Source organism: Pantoea jilinensis (assembly GCF_019104105.1).
GTDB lineage: Bacteria > Pseudomonadota > Gammaproteobacteria > Enterobacterales > Enterobacteriaceae > Pantoea > Pantoea eucalypti.
Genome location: NZ_CP077746.1, coordinates 1556028 through 1573664, shown reverse-complemented (window position 1 = coordinate 1573664; position 17637 = coordinate 1556028). Strand labels below are relative to the sequence as shown.

13 protein-coding genes and 3 pseudogenes are annotated in these 17637 nt (G+C 56.4%); 4 read left to right on the top strand and 12 right to left on the bottom strand.

What is annotated here, in order from left to right; all coding sequences use genetic code 11:
* Positions 1–36: 36 nt before the first annotated feature.
* Both KTJ90_RS07225 and KTJ90_RS07220 read right to left on the bottom strand, forming a co-directional pair.
* The gene (locus KTJ90_RS07225) at positions 37–1953 is read right to left on the bottom strand and encodes a methyl-accepting chemotaxis protein (protein ID WP_499026094.1); all 1917 of its coding nucleotides are present in this window, start codon (positions 1951–1953) and stop codon (positions 37–39) included.
* A 584-nt stretch (positions 1954–2537) separates the two neighbouring features.
* Positions 2538–2959: pseudogene (locus KTJ90_RS07220) on the bottom strand (STAS domain-containing protein); the annotation flags it as partial.
* Here KTJ90_RS07220 and KTJ90_RS07215 point away from each other — a divergent pair.
* Positions 2958–3233 (top strand): annotated as a pseudogene (locus tag KTJ90_RS07215) (BCCT family transporter); the annotation flags it as partial. The pseudogenes KTJ90_RS07220 and KTJ90_RS07215 overlap by 2 nt on opposite strands.
* Before the next feature lie 55 nt (positions 3234–3288).
* On the opposite strand, the gene KTJ90_RS07210 reads toward KTJ90_RS07215, so the two are convergent.
* The gene (locus KTJ90_RS07210; protein ID WP_003852412.1) at positions 3289–4380 is read right to left on the bottom strand and encodes a mechanosensitive ion channel family protein; all 1092 of its coding nucleotides are present in this window, start codon (positions 4378–4380) and stop codon (positions 3289–3291) included.
* Between the two features lie 200 nt (positions 4381–4580).
* Between KTJ90_RS07210 and KTJ90_RS07205 the strand changes: the two are divergent.
* Positions 4581–4763: pseudogene (locus KTJ90_RS07205) on the top strand (EAL domain-containing protein); the annotation flags it as partial.
* A 92-nt stretch (positions 4764–4855) separates the two neighbouring features.
* Here the strand turns inward: KTJ90_RS07205 and biuH are convergent.
* The 3 genes from biuH to KTJ90_RS07190 are packed head-to-tail and all read right to left on the bottom strand — an operon-like array spanning position 4856 to position 8272.
* Complete coding sequence (gene biuH / locus KTJ90_RS07200; protein WP_499026092.1) at positions 4856–5542, bottom strand: cysteine hydrolase family protein; 687 nt, start codon at positions 5540–5542, stop codon at positions 4856–4858.
* Positions 5523–6839 (bottom strand): purine-cytosine permease family protein, encoded by a 1317-nt coding sequence (locus KTJ90_RS07195; protein WP_457172938.1) that lies wholly within the window; start codon positions 6837–6839, stop codon positions 5523–5525. The genes biuH and KTJ90_RS07195 overlap by 20 nt, the downstream gene beginning before the upstream one ends.
* A complete protein-coding gene (locus tag KTJ90_RS07190; protein WP_105099030.1) occupies positions 6836–8272 on the bottom strand; it encodes an amidase in 1437 nt (478 codons plus the stop codon). Before KTJ90_RS07190 ends, KTJ90_RS07195 begins: the two co-directional genes overlap by 4 nt.
* Positions 8273–8638: 366 nt before the next feature.
* Here KTJ90_RS07190 and KTJ90_RS07185 point away from each other — a divergent pair, with 366 nt between their 5' ends.
* The gene (locus KTJ90_RS07185; protein WP_003852402.1) at positions 8639–9205 is read left to right on the top strand and encodes a hypothetical protein; all 567 of its coding nucleotides are present in this window, start codon (positions 8639–8641) and stop codon (positions 9203–9205) included.
* Positions 9192–9419: a hypothetical protein gene (locus KTJ90_RS07180; protein WP_003852400.1), complete on the top strand. Its 228-nt coding sequence runs from the start codon at positions 9192–9194 to the stop codon at positions 9417–9419. Before KTJ90_RS07185 ends, KTJ90_RS07180 begins: the two co-directional genes overlap by 14 nt.
* An 87-nt stretch (positions 9420–9506) precedes the next feature.
* Here KTJ90_RS07180 and KTJ90_RS07175 read toward each other — a convergent pair whose 3' ends face one another.
* The 6 genes from KTJ90_RS07175 to KTJ90_RS07150 form a co-directional block, all read right to left on the bottom strand.
* Positions 9507–10349, bottom strand: a complete 843-nt coding sequence (locus tag KTJ90_RS07175; protein WP_105099029.1) for an oxidoreductase — start codon at positions 10347–10349, stop codon at positions 9507–9509.
* A gap of 98 nt (positions 10350–10447) precedes the next feature.
* A complete protein-coding gene (locus tag KTJ90_RS07170) occupies positions 10448–12229 on the bottom strand; it encodes a thiamine pyrophosphate-requiring protein (protein WP_003852397.1) in 1782 nt (593 codons plus the stop codon).
* A 61-nt stretch (positions 12230–12290) separates the two neighbouring features.
* Positions 12291–14249 carry a hydantoinase B/oxoprolinase family protein gene (locus KTJ90_RS07165; RefSeq protein WP_499026088.1) on the bottom strand — a complete coding sequence of 653 codons (1959 nt, stop codon included), beginning with the start codon at positions 14247–14249 and terminating at the stop codon, positions 12291–12293.
* A 1-nt stretch (position 14250) separates the two neighbouring features.
* Entirely contained in the window at positions 14251–16296 is a 2046-nt protein-coding gene (locus KTJ90_RS07160; protein ID WP_499026086.1) for a hydantoinase/oxoprolinase family protein, read from the bottom strand.
* An 18-nt stretch (positions 16297–16314) separates the two neighbouring features.
* The gene (locus tag KTJ90_RS07155) at positions 16315–16761 is read right to left on the bottom strand and encodes a GNAT family N-acetyltransferase (RefSeq protein ID WP_003852392.1); all 447 of its coding nucleotides are present in this window, start codon (positions 16759–16761) and stop codon (positions 16315–16317) included.
* 252 nt (positions 16762–17013) lie between these two features.
* Complete coding sequence (locus KTJ90_RS07150) at positions 17014–17523, bottom strand: Lrp/AsnC family transcriptional regulator (protein ID WP_003852391.1); 510 nt, start codon at positions 17521–17523, stop codon at positions 17014–17016.
* Positions 17524–17637: the final 114 nt, after the last annotated feature.

The window sequence follows — 17637 nt, the reverse complement described above, 5'->3', positions numbered from 1 at the left end:
CGTCGGGCGGCCCCTCAGAATGCAGGACAACGATGATCAGAAGGTTTCCCAGTTTGCTTTCGACGCCATCAGGGATACTGAGGGTTGTACGTTGCGCCTGGTGGTCTGCGCCCTGGGTGTAAACGCCCCAGAAGACGGCACACGGAAAACGGCAACGGTTTTTTCAAGCTCAAGCGCCTGTTCTTCGAGACTGCTGGCCGCAGCAGAAGACTCCTCAACCAGCGCAGCGTTTTGCTGGGTTGTACTATCCATTTCCGTCATGGCCTGTGCAATCTGGGTAATGCCGCGATTCTGTTCGTCTGATGCAGCGGCAATTTCACCCATGATGTCCCTTACCTGCGTCACGGACCTGACGATACCCTCCATTGTCACGCCGGCGCGGTTTACCAGCTCAGCACCGTTACTCACTCTGTCCAGTGATTCCCGAATCAGCACTTCTATCTCTTTTGCGGCCAGTGAACTGCGCTGTGCAAGATTGCGCACTTCGCCTGCCACAACGGCAAAGCCCCGGCCCTGCTCACCTGCGCGCGCGGCCTCTACTGCCGCATTCAACGCCAGAATATTCGTCTGGAAAGCGATACCGTTAATAACGGTGATGATTTCGCCGATTTTGCCTGAGCTCTGACTTATTCCGCCCATTGTGGTTATCACCTCACTGATGATTTCCCCGCCGCAGCTGGCATTGTGCGACGCCTCCGTGGCCAGCTGACTGGCGTGATGGGCGTTCTCCGCATTCAACTTAACGGTGGAGGTTAATTCCTCCATGCTGGCAGCCGTCTCAACCACGGCAGCCGACTGCTGTTCTGTGCGCGATGAGAGGTCGGTATTTCCTGCTGCAATCTCAGACGAGGCGCGGGCGACGTTATTCACCCCATCCCGGACCCGGGAGATGATGTTACGCAGGCTCTGGTTCATGGCACCCATGGCAGTCATCAGTTCGCCAAGCTCATCAGTACGGGAACTGGTTATTTCGGCGGTCAGGTCACCTTCAGCGATACGCTGTGCCGAAGAAAGCGTCTCTCTCAGCGGAACGGTGATGCTGCGGGTCATTCTCCAGGCAATCAGGAGACTGAGAGTGATACAGACAAGGGTGGCAAAACCAATCTGCCACAGTGCGGTATGCATGTATTTCTGAGCCTGTTCAGACTGAAAGAACGCGAGGTCAGTGATTGACTGATTCAGTTTTCCCGCAGCTGCGGTCATTTCATCTGAGGCGCGTTTTTCGACCTGCACTGACTGGAGATAATTATTTAACAGCGTGGTGCCTGAGGTGGTTTTTTGCGCCACATCGGCCAGAAGCGCACCGAGTGAGGTGTCAGCGAGACCACTAAGCTGACTGACGAGTGGTGAAAAACCGTCTTTGATTTCGTTAAACTTATTCAGTGTGGAAGCATCTGGCCCATGCATGAACGCCTGAACATAAAATGCAGCCTGTTCAGTTTTGAGGCTGAGAGCCAGCAGGGGTGCAGTAAGGTCTGCCGGGACATAAGCCTGTCGGGCAGCCAGTTTTTCCGCCACTGACGTCAGTCCGAGAGCCTGAATATCATTCAGAGAAAGGGCTGCACTGTGGTTGCTTGCGAGAAAGTGCTGACGCTTTTCCTGATACTGAGCCAGAGCAGTATTGAGCGCAGAAAGCTTTTCACGACCGCCTGTTGACCAGGAATATTTCTCAAGATTTTTGTACAAAGCAGACAACTGATTCATCGCCTCACCGTTGAGTTCGATGAATTTAGTGTCGCGGGTGTACTGAAATAGCGTGCGGTTCAGCCTCGCTTTCGCCAGTGCATCAACCATTTGTACCGTGACGTCGCGCTTTTCCGAGTTATCCTGGATTTTTAAAAAACAGAGGGCAGCAAGGACTGATATAGCCAGTGACGCCAGTATAACCAGCAAAAACCCCAGAGTAAGTTTCCTGCCTATATTGAATTTTGACACTTTTTTTATAATATTCATTTTAATAATCCTGGTGTTGAAAAGTACCTGAGACTGACATTTCCTCAGGGTTACGTTACATATCGGCATAGCGACGATATTTATTAGAGCCACTTTCATCACCCGCCCTTAAATAATGATATTTATTGATGCAGATCACCTCCCTTAATATTTGTATCTGGCCGTGTAAATTAAGACCCTGATAATTCACCAGGTTATCATTCAGACTCTAACCTGAAAGGCTCTGCTGAAAAAAAGCGATAACCTATTCCGCAGGCTTCTGATTTTATTGTACAAATTAAAAGACATGAGACGGAATAGCATGTTAACTGAATAAATAGAGAGAAATAGCCTTCAGATCTTAAGGTTTTATTAAGCTTTGTGTTTTTACCTGGAAAGGTATTACCGGAAGGACAGGGGAAAAAGGGCATTTCAGCCTTCTTGTTTTCCAGAATAAGAATACGAGGTCAACGCGTTACTGAATTTTGTTAGCAGCCGATTATGCAAATGAAAAATCATTAACAGGCCTGCTTTTTCATTCAGTCCGGAACCTGCGGGAGGATCTTTTTTCCAGCACGTGCATCAGGGCTAGCGGCACATCCGGTTTAGCGGCTGCCCATCAGCTTTTCAACTTCTTCGGGTTTGTCATGCACACCAAAGCGGTCAACAAGAGTGCGGATCGCCCCGTTCATGCCTCTGACGTCCACGTCGGCACCTTTGCGGCGGAACTTAATCACGATGCGGTTCAGCACGCTGACCGACGTGATGTCCCAGAAATGGGCGAGCGACACGTCGATGACCACGCGATCCAGCGCCTCGTGGAAATCGAAGTGATGGATAAACCGGTCAGCCGAGGCAAAGAAGACCTGCCCGGTTACGGTATAGGTGCGTGTCTCGCCCTTCAGCACCGAGGAGACCGCCATAAAGCAGGCCACTTTGGTGGCAAAGTTCAGCGACGCAATCAGCACGCCGGTCAGTACCCAAACGCCAGATTGTGGGTGGCCACCACCACGGCAACGGTCGCTACGCTGCGCTGGATGACTTTTTTCGGCAACAGCGCAATCTGGCTGATTGTGCAGCAGGGTGCCACTGACCTGCCGCAGACGATCGTGAGCGATCAGACGCTGGCACTGTTCAACTTCCCTGAGCACTTCCCCTTCAGCTCGCTGCTCTCCTTTATTGCCATGGCGATGGTGGCCGTGCTCTTTGTCACCTCTGCGGACTCAGGCGCCAGGGTGGTCGATACGCTGGCATCGGGCGGCACCGACAAGCCCCCCTGTCGGTATGGCCTGTTTAAGGCTTTACGCGTTGACGCCTGTTTGCAACAGTAAACGCCGTTCCGCACCTCAAAACCCGCTATTCAGCTATTTCCCTTGCTGACTTTTCACCCCCGCTATCCGTCAGTGACGCCCTCACCTGTGGCAGGCTTTCCGGGTAATTCTGCTGAATAAACTCAATCATCTTTTCCCTGACGTAACAGCGCAGATCAAAAGCGATTGGCGAGTTCTGGGCAGTCATCAGCATCCTGATGGTCATGGTTTTTTCGGTGGTATCCGTCACCTGAAGTACAGACGTTTCCCCATCCCAGAGTTTGGTTTCACTCAGGACTTTTTCAAACTGCCTGCGCAGCGGCTCCAGCGGCATGGAGTAATCCACGTAGAGAAATACCGATCCTAAAATCTGGGCATTATTACGCGTCCAGTTCTGAAACGGATTCTCAGTGAAGTAAGTAATTGGCAGCACCAGACGGCGCAAATCCCAGATGCGCACCACCACATAGGTCAGGTTGATCTCCTCAATCCAGCCCCACTCTTTTTCCACCACCACCGCGTCATCAATTTTGATAGGCTGGGTAAAGGCGATCTGAATACCGGCAAACAGATTAACCAGCGACTTCTGTAAGGCGAAACCAATAATGATACCGGCAACACCTGCACCGGCCAGAATAGTGGTGCCGAATTTACGGACGCCAGGAAAGCTCAGCAGTATCAGTGAAATGCAGAACAGTACCAGGATGACAATAACCACTTTTTTGACATAGATAATCTGCGTACGAATTTTTCGTGCACGAAGATTATTCGAAATATTAATGTCATAGCGGATATAGAGCATATCCTGCGCCACATTGGTCAGCCGTATCAGGACCGAACAGAATGACATAATAATAAAGACGTTGATGATGTTAGTGATTAACTCAAGCGACTCAGGGTGAAAGTTAATGTAGTTAATCCCGACATTGATCATTAATAGCGGTACGAAAAAGAACATGGACCCGCTAAGGTGCTTCTCAAGGGATTTGAACAGCTTTCTGTCGCGACTCTGCCAGTAGCGGATAAAGGCCAGCAGGATAAGCCGGGCCAGGAAGCCCACGATAAACGAAAGCGAGACGAGTAATACAACAGGCACCCATGACGGGAAACCAGATAACTCACCGAATAACAATGGCATTATTTTCCCTTATAGTCAGCTGGCAACCTCAGGCTGTCAGCGAAGTGACAAACTCAGTAACCGTTGTCTGCACGGCTATCCGTTCGTAACACATTTAGCGCCCATGAGTATGAACCATCGCAGCGAAGTTGGCAGGAAATGCGCGATGATACGGCAGATTTACCTCAATGGCCCAAGCGAGCGGTCGGACTATCCCGCCCGGCGTAGCGGAAAATTCAGTAGCAAGTATTGAATCGATGATGAAGCTGGGTCAGCCCATGGGCCTGGTGGTCACAGCAGAAGGCGTGGAAACACAGGGGCAGATGTCTGCACTGGCGGATGCAGGCTGTAATCAGCTTCAGAGCGATCTGTTCAGTCAGGCGGTGCCCGACCTGAGACGCTGATGAAGAGAGCGGCGCCAGACAGTCAGGCAGGTATCATCGCCTGACGGGATAGCCTGAGCGGAGTTGTACGCTCAGGTTATCCGCCAGAAAGACTAACTGCCCAGGCTGTCCAGCAGTGCGGCAGAGGTGGCAAACGCGCCAAAGATGCCGCCCTGCATATGGATCATACTCAGCGCCGCCTCATGATGACGCCGCTCCGTTGCGGCACAGCAATCAGATAACACCAGACACTCGAAACCGCGATCGTTGGCTTCACGTAGCGTGGTATGAACGCAGACATCGGTGGTTATACCGGTGAGAATCAGATTACGTATGCCACGACTGCGCAGTATCAGCTCCAGATCGGTGGCGTAAAATGACCCCTTACCTGGCTTATCAATCACGACCTCATCCGGCAACGGGGCCAGCTCCGGAATAATCTCCCAGCCTGGCTCGCCGCGCACCAGAATGCGGCCGCACGGTCCGACATCGCCAATGCCGGCATTCATCCGTCTCGAACGCCACCGTTTATTGGCGGGCAAATCGCTGAGGTCGGGCCGATGCCCTTCACGGGTATGAATAATCGGAAACTGCCGGGCGCGCATCGCGGCCAGCACCTGCTGCAACGGGGCGATGGGTGCGCGGGTCAGGCTGACGTCATAGCCCATGCTATCGACATAGCCGCCGACGCCACAGAAGTCGGTCTGCATATCAATCACAATTAACGCCGTGTCAGCCGGGGTGAAACTGCCGTCAAAAGGCCAGGCGTAAGGGGTTGAATTAACGCTGTAATCGGGCATTGCTGTTCTCCATTACCGGGCGCGGCATGCGCATTTTGCTGATCACGCTGTAGCTGATGGCGGCGGTCACCAGACCAATCACTGCTTCACCGAACTGCGGGAAAGCCACATGAGCGATCACCGCACACAGGCTACCTATTGCCCAGGCGGCAAACGCTGTACCACGGAATCGCTGAGCCGGACGCTGCTCACTGATGCGCGCCATAAAGATCAAATCCACAATCATCACAGCACCAAATGGTGGCACCACGATCCCGAGCAGGCTGAGCCACGCCAGGAAGTAAGACCAGACGCCCGCCAGTGCCAGCGCGCCACCAATGGCGCCGAGGATCAGCGTCCACAGACGCATTTTGCTGCTGAACAGATGACTGAAACCCACTGCGCCGTTGTAGAGGCAGTGTGTGCAGACCGATCCCAGATTGATAAAGACAAACAGGCAGGCCACCACCGACAGGATGGCACTGTGCCCCATCAGCATCGGCAGGAAGTTACCGCCATTGGTCAGCGGATCCACCGCCGCGCCCACGGCTACAATTACCACGCCGAACAGATACGAGATGACGTTCGCAACCGGAAAAGCGGAGAAGGCAGCGATGACCGCTGAGCGTCCATTCTTCGACCAGCGGGTAAAGTCAGCGGTCATGGTGCCGGAGTCGGCAAAACCGGCCACCACCATGGTGACGGCGGTGCCCATGCTCATTGCGCCGGCGGCGCTGGCGCTGCCTTTCCACTGCGTCACCACGGAGAAGTCGTGCTGTTTGCTGATCAGCCACAGTGCCACCATCCCGAGCACCACAAACAGCGGCGCGGCGATCATCCCCAGCACGGACAGCGCCCGCACGCCCAGGAACGTGATGCCGGTGTAGAGGATCATGGCAAAGGCCGTCACCGCCAGCGCATTCCAGCCGAAGGTCTGATTAATCACCGTGCCGGTAAGGCCGGTCTGGAAGGCATACCAGCCGATCACCACCGTCGAGAGAAAACCCGAGACCAGGATGTAGCCTTTGCTGCCAAAGGTGCGTCTGGCCTGTAAAGCAAAGTTCATCCCGCTGTTACCTGCGTACCAGCTCAGCGCGCCGACATAGGCGAACAGCACCAGGTTGCCCAGCAGAATGGCGATCAGCGCGGGCCAGAAGCCCAGATGCCAGGTAATGATGCCGCCAAACAGCGCATTGGTGAGGATCATCGGGAATCCAAACCAGACCGCTGAAACAGAGCGGGTTGAATGACGATGCGTCAGCGGCACCGGCTCATGTTCAAATTCCTGCTCCAGCGCAGGTGTGTCAGACGTTTTCATTGGGCGATTCCGGGTTGAAGGTGATTCCACGGCTGAATGCGCTCGAAAGCGGCACTGGCAGCCAGCACTAAAGCATCATCAAGATGACGACCAACAATCTGCATACCGACCGGCAGGCCGCTGGCGGTGAAACCTGCAGGCACTGACGCGGCGGGCTGGCCGGTGAAATTGAACGGGAAGCAGAATGAGAGCCAGTGATCGTTGCGAACCATGCGACTATCAATGATCTCCGGTCCCTGCATTCCCAGCGGAAACGGCGGTACGGCCAGTGTCGGCGTGATCAACAGATCAAAGCGCTGCATGAAGCGCCACAGGCTGTTGCTGACCGCTTTGCGGGTGGCGATGGCATCGGTAAAGTTCTCTGCCCGCCAGTCGCGCTGTAACATAGCGACCAGATGCGGTGACATTGTGCTGCCCTGCTCCGCCATCATCTGGCGCATGCCGGTGAGATCACTTTCCATCGCCACCAGTGCGCCAAAAGCGGCAGCCGGATCCGGGAAGCCAGGATCGGCCAGCTCCAGTTCCGCACCGATTTCAGCAGCAAATCGATGCACCGCCGCGCTGACCACTGCGCGAACTTCCGGGTCAACGGCCACATAGCCAAAATCTGCGCTGAATGCGATGCGCAATTTGCCCGGAAGATGTTCCGGTGCACCCAGCCAGTCAACGTCGCTGCAGGGGATGGAGTGGCGGTCACGCATATCCGGTCCTGCCATCAGTGACATCATCAGAGCGGCATCGCGCACGCTGCGCGTCATCGGCCCGATATGCTCCAGCGACTCCCAGCTTGAGACGCCGGGATAGCGTTCATCACGACAGCCAGGCCATAACGGCACCCGCCCCATCGACGCCTTGAAGCCAAAAATGCCGCAGTGCGCCGCCGGAATACGCACTGACCCGCCGCCATCGCTGCCCAGTGCAATCGGGCAAAGGCGTGCCGCCACCGCCGCCCCGGAACCCGCGCTGGAACCGCCCGGCGTCATCGCCAGATTCCAGGGATTACGTGGCGACGGAAAAAGCGGATTGTGCCCGACGCCGCTGTAGCCGAACTCCGGCGCGGTGGTTTTACCCAGCAGAATGGCGTCGGCGGCCAGTAGCCGTTCCACCGTGATGTCGTCATCTTCGGGTATGAACTCTTTGTAAGCTGCTGAACCGGAGGTAGTGCGGACGTTTGCGGTGCAGATGAGATCTTTTACCGCCAGCGGCACGCCTGCCAGCGCGCCCAGTGTTTCTCCCCGCGCACGTCGGTCATCTATGGCTTTAGCCTGTGCCATCGCAAGCTCGGGTGTCGGGGTGCAAAAGGCCTGCACCGTCGGTTCACGCTGTTCCATCCTCGCCAGCGCCGCAGCGGTCAGTTCGCAGGCTGATACTTCCCCGTTGCGGATCAGAGCGGCCATCGTGGTGGCATCGTCGTCTAATAAGGAGTCAAACATGGGTTACCTCGCCAAAAGTGTACCCATGAGCTAGTGCATGAAGCGTGCCAGATAGCCGCGAACTCAAGGGGCTGGGTCAGGGATGCGAGGTGGAATACGGGCTGGGATACAAGATCGAATTCTTATGGTGTCAGAAGCGGGTCGCTGTTTATTTTTTCAGCACAGTGATGGCGCAGGGCTGCGCAATAAGGGTGCGTGCCAGGTGAATGGTTTGTGGGCTGGCTTACAGAACGGTGTTGTTAATGCGCAACAGCGGCTGAAATGCTGGAATGAATAACCTCACTTTTACCATGGATGTTTGACGGTGCTGAGCAGGAACTGAAAAATCGAGTTTCAGGGATTCATATGTTACGGCAGGGATGAGAAGTGCGTATTGAAGAAGATATTTATCTCGAAAACTACGAAATCAGACGAAAAAGATTTATTTATGACCGCCAGATTTATCACAGCTACGTTTTTGTTGGCGGCAGCGAAACTTACACTGTCATCGTTGGCGACCGGATAGATGAACAGACCTTTACCCGCATCGGATATCGGATGCCACCCGGTATCTCCTTTCCTGTTAACGGGCTGGCTGAGGTCTGTTTTGACGTGTTCGATGGTCTGGAGTGCATGAGCGATTTTCGCCACATCAGCATTCCCGGATTAGGTAGTGCAGTCGTTTTAAAAAGTGTAGTACTTGCGTTAATGGCACACCATGAAAGCTTCTCTATCGGCGGTTTTGTTTTCCAGCCTGCGTCTGGCGAGATCGTTGAACGCAATCGTCCGACTCCTCTGGAAGAGATCTACGACGCCATGCTTGGGTTAAAAAATGAACTACGCTACAATCGCCGAACAGGGTTGCCGAAGAAAGCGCCGCAACCTTTAATCCCGGACTGTTTCCAGGCTTATAAAGTAGTGACTACAGGGAGAGCTTGCTATGTCGTTTTATGATACACACGATGAAACAACCCCTTTGGCTCCGGTTGAAACCCGATATAAAGAGTTAAGGGCACTTTTGATTGCAGAGTGGCTGGCCCGGCCCGATCTGCCCGCCATTAAAGCTCAGTTAGCTCAGGCGAGAAAACGTTCCTCATCTGCCCTGTTGCGCCGCAAGCTGAAAGAACTGAATGCGCGCGACATGCAGGAAGCAAAGATCCCCGATTAGCACTCAAAGGCCCGATAAACGGGCCTTTCGTATTTTAATAGCTTCTGGTTCACCCACAGGCGGCTTCCCGCAACCCACAATTCACCTCTATTCCGGAAAATCCGTCTCCACCGACGTCTGTTTCCACGCGTCTATCTCAGCCAGCCGCTCTTTGAGCTTACCTGTCACGGCGTCATGGCCCCAGGCACCCATCACCAGATGACGTGGCGGGTTTTCATGCTCGGTAATAGCAATCATCGCCGCGGCGGCCCGCGCCGGATCGCCCTTCTGAGTGCCGCTGTATTCGGAGGTCGCTTTCATCCGCGCGGCGGCGGTCTCCGCATAGTCTGGCAGCGTGCTTGGCGTCTGATGCAGTGAGCGTCCGGCCCAGTCGGTGCGGAACGGACCTGGCTCAACACAGGTCACGTGAATGCCCAGCGGACCGGCTTCCAGCGCCAGCGAATCGGACCAGCCTTCCACCGCATGTTTGCTGGCAGAGTAGTAGCCTGAGCTGGCAAAACCGATTAAGCCTGCCACTGAGGTAATGTTGATCACGTGGCCGCTACGCGCCTTTCTCATTGCGGGCAGCACGGCGCGGGTCAGGGCAAACAGACCGAAAACGTTGGCATCAAACTGCGCGCGGATTTCGCTTTCCACACCCTCTTCCACTGAGCTCTGATAACCGTAACCGGCGTTGTTTACCAGCACATCAATGGTGCCGAACGTGTCCAGGGCCGCACTGACGGCCTGGTCGATGCTCGACTGCTGCGTCACATCCAGCGCCACCGCCAGTGCGTTGTCGTGTCCCTCAACCAGATCGGCAATGGACGCGGTGTCACGTGCCGTCACAACCACCTTAAAGCCACGCGCGATGGTCTGCTGCGCCAGTTCACGACCAAAACCGGTCGAACATCCCGAGATTAACCAGACAGGGCTGGAATGAGCAGTCATAACAAGACTCCCGTTGAGAATGATGAAGGGGTTTAAGACCCGGACGCGAGGGCATCCGGGAATAAAGGTTAGTGAGACGCGACCGCCCCACTTAGCCCTTAATGCTTTTTATGAAACAGCTGGCTGGCGGTGTCGCTGATGATTTGCGCTGCGCCGCGATCGCCCTTCACCATCGACGCCATAAAGGCTTTCGCCTGCTTGAAGGTGATGTGTGGCGGTAATGGCGCGACTTCCGGATCGGTTTTCACCTCCAGTAATACCGGGCGATCGGCGCTGAGCGCACGCTGCCAGGCACCTGCCAGATCGTCAGGGTTGTCGACAAAAATACCGACCATTCCCAGCGACTGCGCAAACTCAGCGTACTTCACATCCGGCAGCTGCTGTGACGCGTCGAAGCGTGGGTTACCCTCCATCACGCGCTGCTCCCAGGTGACCTGATTCAGATCCTGATTATTGAACACGCAGACAATCAGGCGCGGATCGGCCCACTGCTGCCAGTATTTCTGAATAGTGATCAGCTCGGCCATGTTGTTCATCTGCATCGCACCGTCTCCCACCAGCGCCACCACCGGTTTTTCCGGGTGAGCAAATTTCGCGGCAATCGCGTAAGGCACCGCCGCACCCATACAGGCCAGACCGCCGGAGAGTGACGCGCGCTGTCCCTGTTTTACCCGATAGTCGCGGGCAAACCAGTTGGCGCAGGAGCCGGAATCCGAGGTGACAATGGCGTTGTCCGGTAACTGAGGTGACATCTCCCACACTACCCGCTGCGGATTGACCGGATTAGCCGGTGCCATGGCGCGCTCTTCCATCAGCGTCCACCAGTCACGTACCTGAACCGCAATATCCTCCTGCCAGCTGCGATCCGCTTTATGCTCCAGCAGCGGCAGCAGCGCGCGCAGCGTTTCTGCCGCATCGCCATGCAGGTTCACTTCGCTGGGATAGCGCAGGCCCAGCATGGCGGGATCGATGTCTATCTGCACCGCACGCGCCTTGCCCTCTTCCGGCAGAAATTCCGTCCACGGGAAGCCGCTGCCAATCATCAGCAGGGTGTCGCAGTTTTGCATTAAATCGGATGAAGGTTTCGTGCCGAGCAGGCCAATCGAGCCGGTAACAAACGGCGCGTCGTCCGGCAGCACATCTTTGCCCAGCAGCGCTTTTGCTACTCCGGCACCCAGCACATTGGCAACCTGCACCACCTCAACGGCGGCGTTGCGTGCGCCCGCACCGATGAGAATCGCCACTTTTTTACCGGCGTTAAGCACGTCGGCAGCGCGTTGCAGGTCCGCTTCGTAGGGGATAACTTTGGGACGCTGATAGCCGCTGCCGGAATGGGTGAAGCCATGCAGATGCTGCGGCGGCTGCCACTCTTCATCCTGAATATCTTTAGGGATGATGATCACCGCCACGCCGTTTTGCGCTTTGGCAATGCGCACGCCACGATCCAGCAGATGGCGCACCTGTGTCGGGGTCGAAGCTTCCTGAACGAAGTTAGCGACGTCCGAGAAGATGCGGTCCAGGTTCATCTCCTGCTGATAGCTGGCTCCCCGCGCAGTCGCTTCTGCCTGCCCGGCAATTGCCAGCACCGGCGCATGGTCCATTTTGGCGTCATAAAGCCCGGTCAGCAGATGGGTTGCGCCCGGCCCGCCAGTTGAGAGACAGACGCCCAGCTCCCCAGTAAACTTCGCGTGCCCGGCCGCCATAAAGGCCGCCATCTCCTCGTGCCGCACCTGAATAAATTCGATGCCGTCACCTTTAGCGTTAGCGCGCTGGATAGCTCCCAGCACGCCGTTAATCCCGTCACCTGGATAGCCGTAGATGCGTGTGACGCCCCACTCTTTCAGGCGCTGGACAAAAAAATCACTGGTTTTCATGCTCATCGTCGCGTTGCCTTCATAGTCCATGCAGACTTAAAGCGTAGTCGACGATGCGCACTCTCCGTTAATTGTTCGCCATGGCCGGGTATCGCTGATGCAAATCACTGAATATTTGATTCATATCCGCCGTTTCGCCTATCTCCGCTACCGCCCGGAATACCTGGGTTTTCAGGAAATGACGCCAGCTGACCGGTGCGCCTGCCAGAAAAGCGGTCAGCAACTGGTAACGCTGAGGTGTCCAGAGCGTTTCGAAGCGATTCCGTGCCTCGCCGTGTTCAAAATGCTGCGCAGCGCGTTGCGGCATCGCGGCGCGAAGGCGCGCTGTGGCTGACTCATCCACACCGTCATCAACGATCACTACGCCATACTGCGCCCGGGCTGCTGCGACGCTGAGATAACCACAGCGCACATCCTGCATGACCGCCTCAGTCTCGCGCTGTGACGGCAGGCCATAACCGCCCGCGCCAGGGCCCCGCACTTCGACCACGTCACCCGGCTGGCAGTGGATTACGTCTGTGTTGCCGTGATTGATAACCTCGCCATTGCGCCGGGTGCGGAAGTAAGAGAGCGCCCCGTTCTGCCCGCCCACCACGCCCGCCGAGGCAAACACCGACCGGTTACGGTTGCGCGCGGTAATCGTGGTGTTGGGCGAGAAAATCTCAAATGCCATTTCGGTCGCTAAGCCACCGCGATAGCGACCTGGGCCGGCGCTGTCCTGAGCCAGCCCGTAACGATGAAAACGGATCGGGACTTCCGCTTCGTTGATCTCAATGGGGGTGTTTTTCAGGAAGGCGGACAGCCCGCCAGAGCCGTCAGGCCCGTCATGACGCGGCGTACCGCCCGCGCCACCACCCACTGGACCCAGAGAAGCAACCACGCTGCGGTTATGCGTCTGCGTGCGGATGTTCATGATTGAATTACCGCCCGGTGAATTGGCGGGAAGACGGTCCGGCATCGCCAGCGAGAAGACGCCGATGGTCGCAATCTGCGACAGTGCACAGGTCAGCGAGCGCATCCCCACCGCCGCCGGTGCTTCACAATTCATCACCGTACCCGGCGGCAGGATCGCCCGGGTCGGTCGCAGTGTTCCCGCGTTCAGCAGCAGCGAACGATCCAGTGTGGAGAGCACATAAGTGACGCCCACCAGTGCCAGCGGATGTCGTTCACGGCCGCCGGTCGGCATGTTCAGTGACGAGGCCAGCTGGGGGTCGCTGCCGGTGTAGTCCAGCTCCAGCTGATCGCCCTGCACCCGCAGTGTGATGGCGATACGGCAGGGATAACCGCCCTCGCCATCTTCATCGGCGTAGTCGGCATAAAAATACTCCCCATCGGGAATGGTGCTGATAATGCTGCGGGCCTGTGCTTCGGCGTAATCGAGAATCCCTTCTATGCCCTGTAAAAAATCGTCGATACCAAAACGGGCGATAATGTCGTGGATTTTACGCTCACCGACGTTAACTGAAGCCAGCTGTGCTTTGAAATCACCCCAGTTCTGGTCCGGCACCCGCACGTTGAGCCGCATGATGCTGGCGACCTCTTCATTGAGCTGCCCCTGCCGCATGATTTTCAGTGGGGGGATGCGGATCCCCTCCTGCACGATATCGGTCAGCGAGCGCGACAGTGAGGCGGGCACCGCGCCGCCGACGTCGGTGTTATGAATGTGCCCCACCACGAAGCAGACAATTTCGCCCTTGTAAAACACCGGCTTCCAGATGTGGATATCGGGCGAGTGCGTCGCCACATTGCCGGCGTAGGCGTCATTAGTAATGCAGATATCGCCGTCGGCGTAATCGTCAATCAGTGCCAGTACTGGCGCATAGTCGATGCCGCTGTACCAGGGTGCGCCAAAACTGCGCGGCGAGGCAAACGCCAGTCCAGTGCGGCTGACAATCTGGCAGGAGAAATCCTCCGTCTCTTTAACAAAGGTGGAGTGCGCGGTACGCATCAGGGTAAAGGCCATCGCATCGGCAGCAGCGGCACAGTAGTTCGCCAGGATTTGTAAGTTACGTCCATCAATCGCCATCTTATGCCTCGTTCGCCGTGATCAGCAGGTTACCAAAGGAATCGACCGTAACATTCATGCCAGGCGGCACGCAGGTGGTGCAGTCGTTCTGCGCAATGATGACCGGACCCCGTAACTGATGGCCGGCAAGCAATACGGTTCGCAGCACCACATCCACCTGATGCCATGCGCCGTCGATCCATGCATCGGTCTGTTTCAGCACCGGCACCGGCTCTGTCGCCGTTGCGAGCCGGTTAATCATCGGTTTTGGCGTGGGTGAGGCGATCACCAGCCGCAGGTTAATCAACTGCACCGGTGCCTGCGGGTCACTGTGACCAAACAGCTGCTGATGCTGGCGATCAAAGGCGTCATGCAGCGCAGTGAAATCCGCCTGCGTCAGCCAGCTCGCCTCCAGCGGCACGTCGATTTCAAACGACTGTCCGTGATAGCGCATATCCGCGCTGAACTGCAGGCTATAGGGCATGTCGCTGCCGTGCTCCTGCGTCAGCCAGTTGCAGGCGCGCTGCTGCAAGGCTTCGGCTTCACTGGCTAATGTGTCAGCGAGCGCAGGCGTCAGGTCGCCGTAGAGTGTGCGGATAAAATCGTTGCGGATGTCCGCTACCAGTCCGCCCAACGCGGAGAGCACGCCTGGCGTAGGCGGAACAATCACCCCTTTCATGTTCAGTTCGCGGGCAAGAAAACAGCCCATCATCGGGCCCGCTCCGCCAAAGGCGAGGAACCAGAATTCACGTGGGTCCAGGCCAAAGCGGGACAGCAGGCCACTGGTGTCGCTGTACATGCTGGAGATCGCCAGTTGAATCGCGGTTTCCGCGGTCTCCTCGACCGAAATAGTGAGCGCATCGGCCAGGGGCTGCCAGGCCGCCCGGGCGGCGGCAACATCCACCGTCACGGCGTTATAACCCAGCGCGCCGTGGCCCATCATGCCGCAGGCGGCAAAGGCATCGGTGGCCGTCGGCTGCGTGCCGCCGCGCTGGAAGCAGACCGGACCCGGCAGCGATCCGGCACTGTCTGGTCCCATCTGCAATACGCCCTGCCCGTCAATCCACGCCAGTGAGCCGCCGCCTTGCCCCACTGAGGTGACGGCGACAGAAGGAATAAAGATCGGGAAGTCGCCGATGATTTCGCCGTTGCCCTGCGCCACTTTGCCGTCAATGATCACTGCTACGTCGGCGCTGGTGCCGCCAATATCCAGGCTGAGGATTTTGTCAAAACCGCAGGCGCTGGCCAGATAGCTGGCCCCGATCACCCCGGAGGCGGTGCCGGAGAGCACCATCTGGACGCATTCGCGTTTCGCCTGCCCGACGCCCATTACCCCACCGTTGGATTTGGTGATACGCGGCGGCGGCTTTACGCCAAGCCGTTTCAGCGCCTGCTCAAAGGATTCCAGGTAGTGAATGACCATCGGCTGCACGTAGGCATTAATGGTGGCGGTGATGGTGCGTTCATATTCACGAATAATCGGCCAGATGTCAGCGGAACAGGAGGTCAGCAGCTCAGGCGCGACTTCCTCAATAATCGCTTTTACTGCTGCTTCATTATGCCGGTTGCGATAGCTGTGCAGCAGCGACACGACAATACCCTGACAACCTGCGGCGCGTGCCTGCTCAATGGCGTCCAGCACGCTCTGACGATCAGGCGCTTGCAGCACATTGCCGTGGGCGTCAATGCGTTCGCGGATGGCAAATACCCGGTCGCGGGTAATCAGCGGTGCGGCACGCCGGGAGAAAAGATCATGGATATGCGGAATTTTCAGCCGCGCCAGCTCCAGAACATCGCAGAAGCCCTCGGTAGCAAACAGCGCCAGCCGCACACCGCGCCGCTGGATCACCGCGTTAATCCCTACCGTCGTGCCGTGGGTAAAGTAGCCAATCTCAGCGGGATCAATGCCCTGATGCTGCTGAAATTGCGTCAGCCCGGTCTCGATTTCGCTGCCAGGTTTGTCCGGGCGTGACAGGACTTTGAGGGTATGGATTTGGTTCGTTTGCTGGTCCAGCACGGCGAAATCAGTAAAGGATCCACCAATATCCACGCCAACGCGGTATCGCATATCGGGTTAACTCCAGAGTTATGAGAGCGGAAATTCCATCAGCGTCTCGGGATGCTGCACAACACGCCAGCCGAGTCGCTGGTAGACCTGATGGGCATCCTGGGTTGAAAGCATCCAGCGGTGCACCGTTTGCAGCTCCGGATGTTCACGGACGCAGGTCGCCAGCCAGCTGCCCAGCCCGTGACCGCGCCAGTTTTCATCAATGATCACGTCGCACAGCCAGCCAAAACGGGTGTAGTCAGTGATCAGTCGGGCAAAACCTATCTGAGTCTGCTGGTGATAAAGACCAAACGGCAGCGAACCGGCAATCGCCCGCGTGGTTTTGGCCTGCGGCTGACCTTTGGCCCAGTAGGACTTCTCCGCCAGCTGAATATGGATCCAGGCAAGGTCCAGCCGCTGGCGATCGGTAGAAATGGTGAACATATCGCGCTGCCACTGCTGATCAGCAATCTGTAATGAGTCCATGGCAACTCCTTGTATCGGTTGAAATCATTTTAAAAGGGTTCGGACGAAGGTTGAGGCTGTAGCGCGCCCTGAAACCGGGTGCAGCCACTGAATTTTGTAACGGAAAAAAATTTTATGCTGAGGGAAGATTGGGCAGATTAAAGCGGTATAGAGGTAACGGGATAACGGGTCAGGCAGACAGCCAAAAAGCGGGATGGGTGTGACGGCCCTCTCTCCGTTGGACGCAGGAGAGAGGCGACGCCGGGCAGACATTTATACGCCGAACTCCACAGTGTGCTTGCCGATGAGCGATCGTAACGGCACGCTGCTTTTCATGATCGGGGATTTAATCACGATATAGCTGAAGTACTTATCAATGCCGATCTGCGCATCCAGCATCTTCTCAATCACTTCCTGATAATGTTCAATGCTGCGGGTAATAAAGCGCAGCAAATAGTCATAGCCGCCGGTGATCAGATGGCACTCCATCAGCTCATCGACGTCGCGCATCGCACTTTCGAACTTCATAAAATCTTCGCGGCGATGGCCTGACAGGGTGACTTCGGTAAAGACGGTCACCGAATCGGTAATGCGGGTGAGATTAATGTGCGCTTCATAACCGGTGATAAAACCAGCCTGTTCCAGACGTTTGACCCGTTGCAGACAGGGACTGGGCGAGAGACCGACGGCGTCGGCGAGGTTAACGTTGCTGATACGGCCATCTTTCTGGAGTTGCACCAGGATGTTGATGTCGATGCGGTCAAGTTTCATTAAGCCGTTCATAGCACCCCCCTCATTGTCAGAGCCTGTTGGGCCAGGCGCTTAATCAAATGTTCAGAACCTCCCGAAGATATAACACGCTTTACCGTAAACGCGCCAGCGCTTCGCAGTGGTTAT

Coding starts and splice junctions, on each gene's coding strand:
- KTJ90_RS07175 (WP_105099029.1), bottom strand. CDS start 10,349: ATGACTGCTCATTCCAGCCCTGTCTGGTTAATCTCGGGATGTTCGACC.
- biuH (WP_499026092.1), bottom strand. CDS start 5,542: ATGCCCGATTACAGCGTTAATTCAACCCCTTACGCCTGGCCTTTTGAC.
- KTJ90_RS07225 (WP_499026094.1), bottom strand. CDS start 1,953: ATGAATATTATAAAAAAAGTGTCAAAATTCAATATAGGCAGGAAACTT.
- KTJ90_RS07155 (WP_003852392.1), bottom strand. CDS start 16,761: ATGGACTCATTACAGATTGCTGATCAGCAGTGGCAGCGCGATATGTTC.
- KTJ90_RS07160 (WP_499026086.1), bottom strand. CDS start 16,296: ATGCGATACCGCGTTGGCGTGGATATTGGTGGATCCTTTACTGATTTC.
- KTJ90_RS07190 (WP_105099030.1), bottom strand. CDS start 8,272: ATGTTTGACTCCTTATTAGACGACGATGCCACCACGATGGCCGCTCTG.
- KTJ90_RS07150 (WP_003852391.1), bottom strand. CDS start 17,523: ATGAACGGCTTAATGAAACTTGACCGCATCGACATCAACATCCTGGTG.
- KTJ90_RS07165 (WP_499026088.1), bottom strand. CDS start 14,249: ATGGCGATTGATGGACGTAACTTACAAATCCTGGCGAACTACTGTGCC.
- KTJ90_RS07210 (WP_003852412.1), bottom strand. CDS start 4,380: ATGCCATTGTTATTCGGTGAGTTATCTGGTTTCCCGTCATGGGTGCCT.
- KTJ90_RS07180 (WP_003852400.1), top strand. CDS start 9,192: ATGTCGTTTTATGATACACACGATGAAACAACCCCTTTGGCTCCGGTT.
- KTJ90_RS07195 (WP_457172938.1), bottom strand. CDS start 6,839: ATGAAAACGTCTGACACACCTGCGCTGGAGCAGGAATTTGAACATGAG.
- KTJ90_RS07170 (WP_003852397.1), bottom strand. CDS start 12,229: ATGAGCATGAAAACCAGTGATTTTTTTGTCCAGCGCCTGAAAGAGTGG.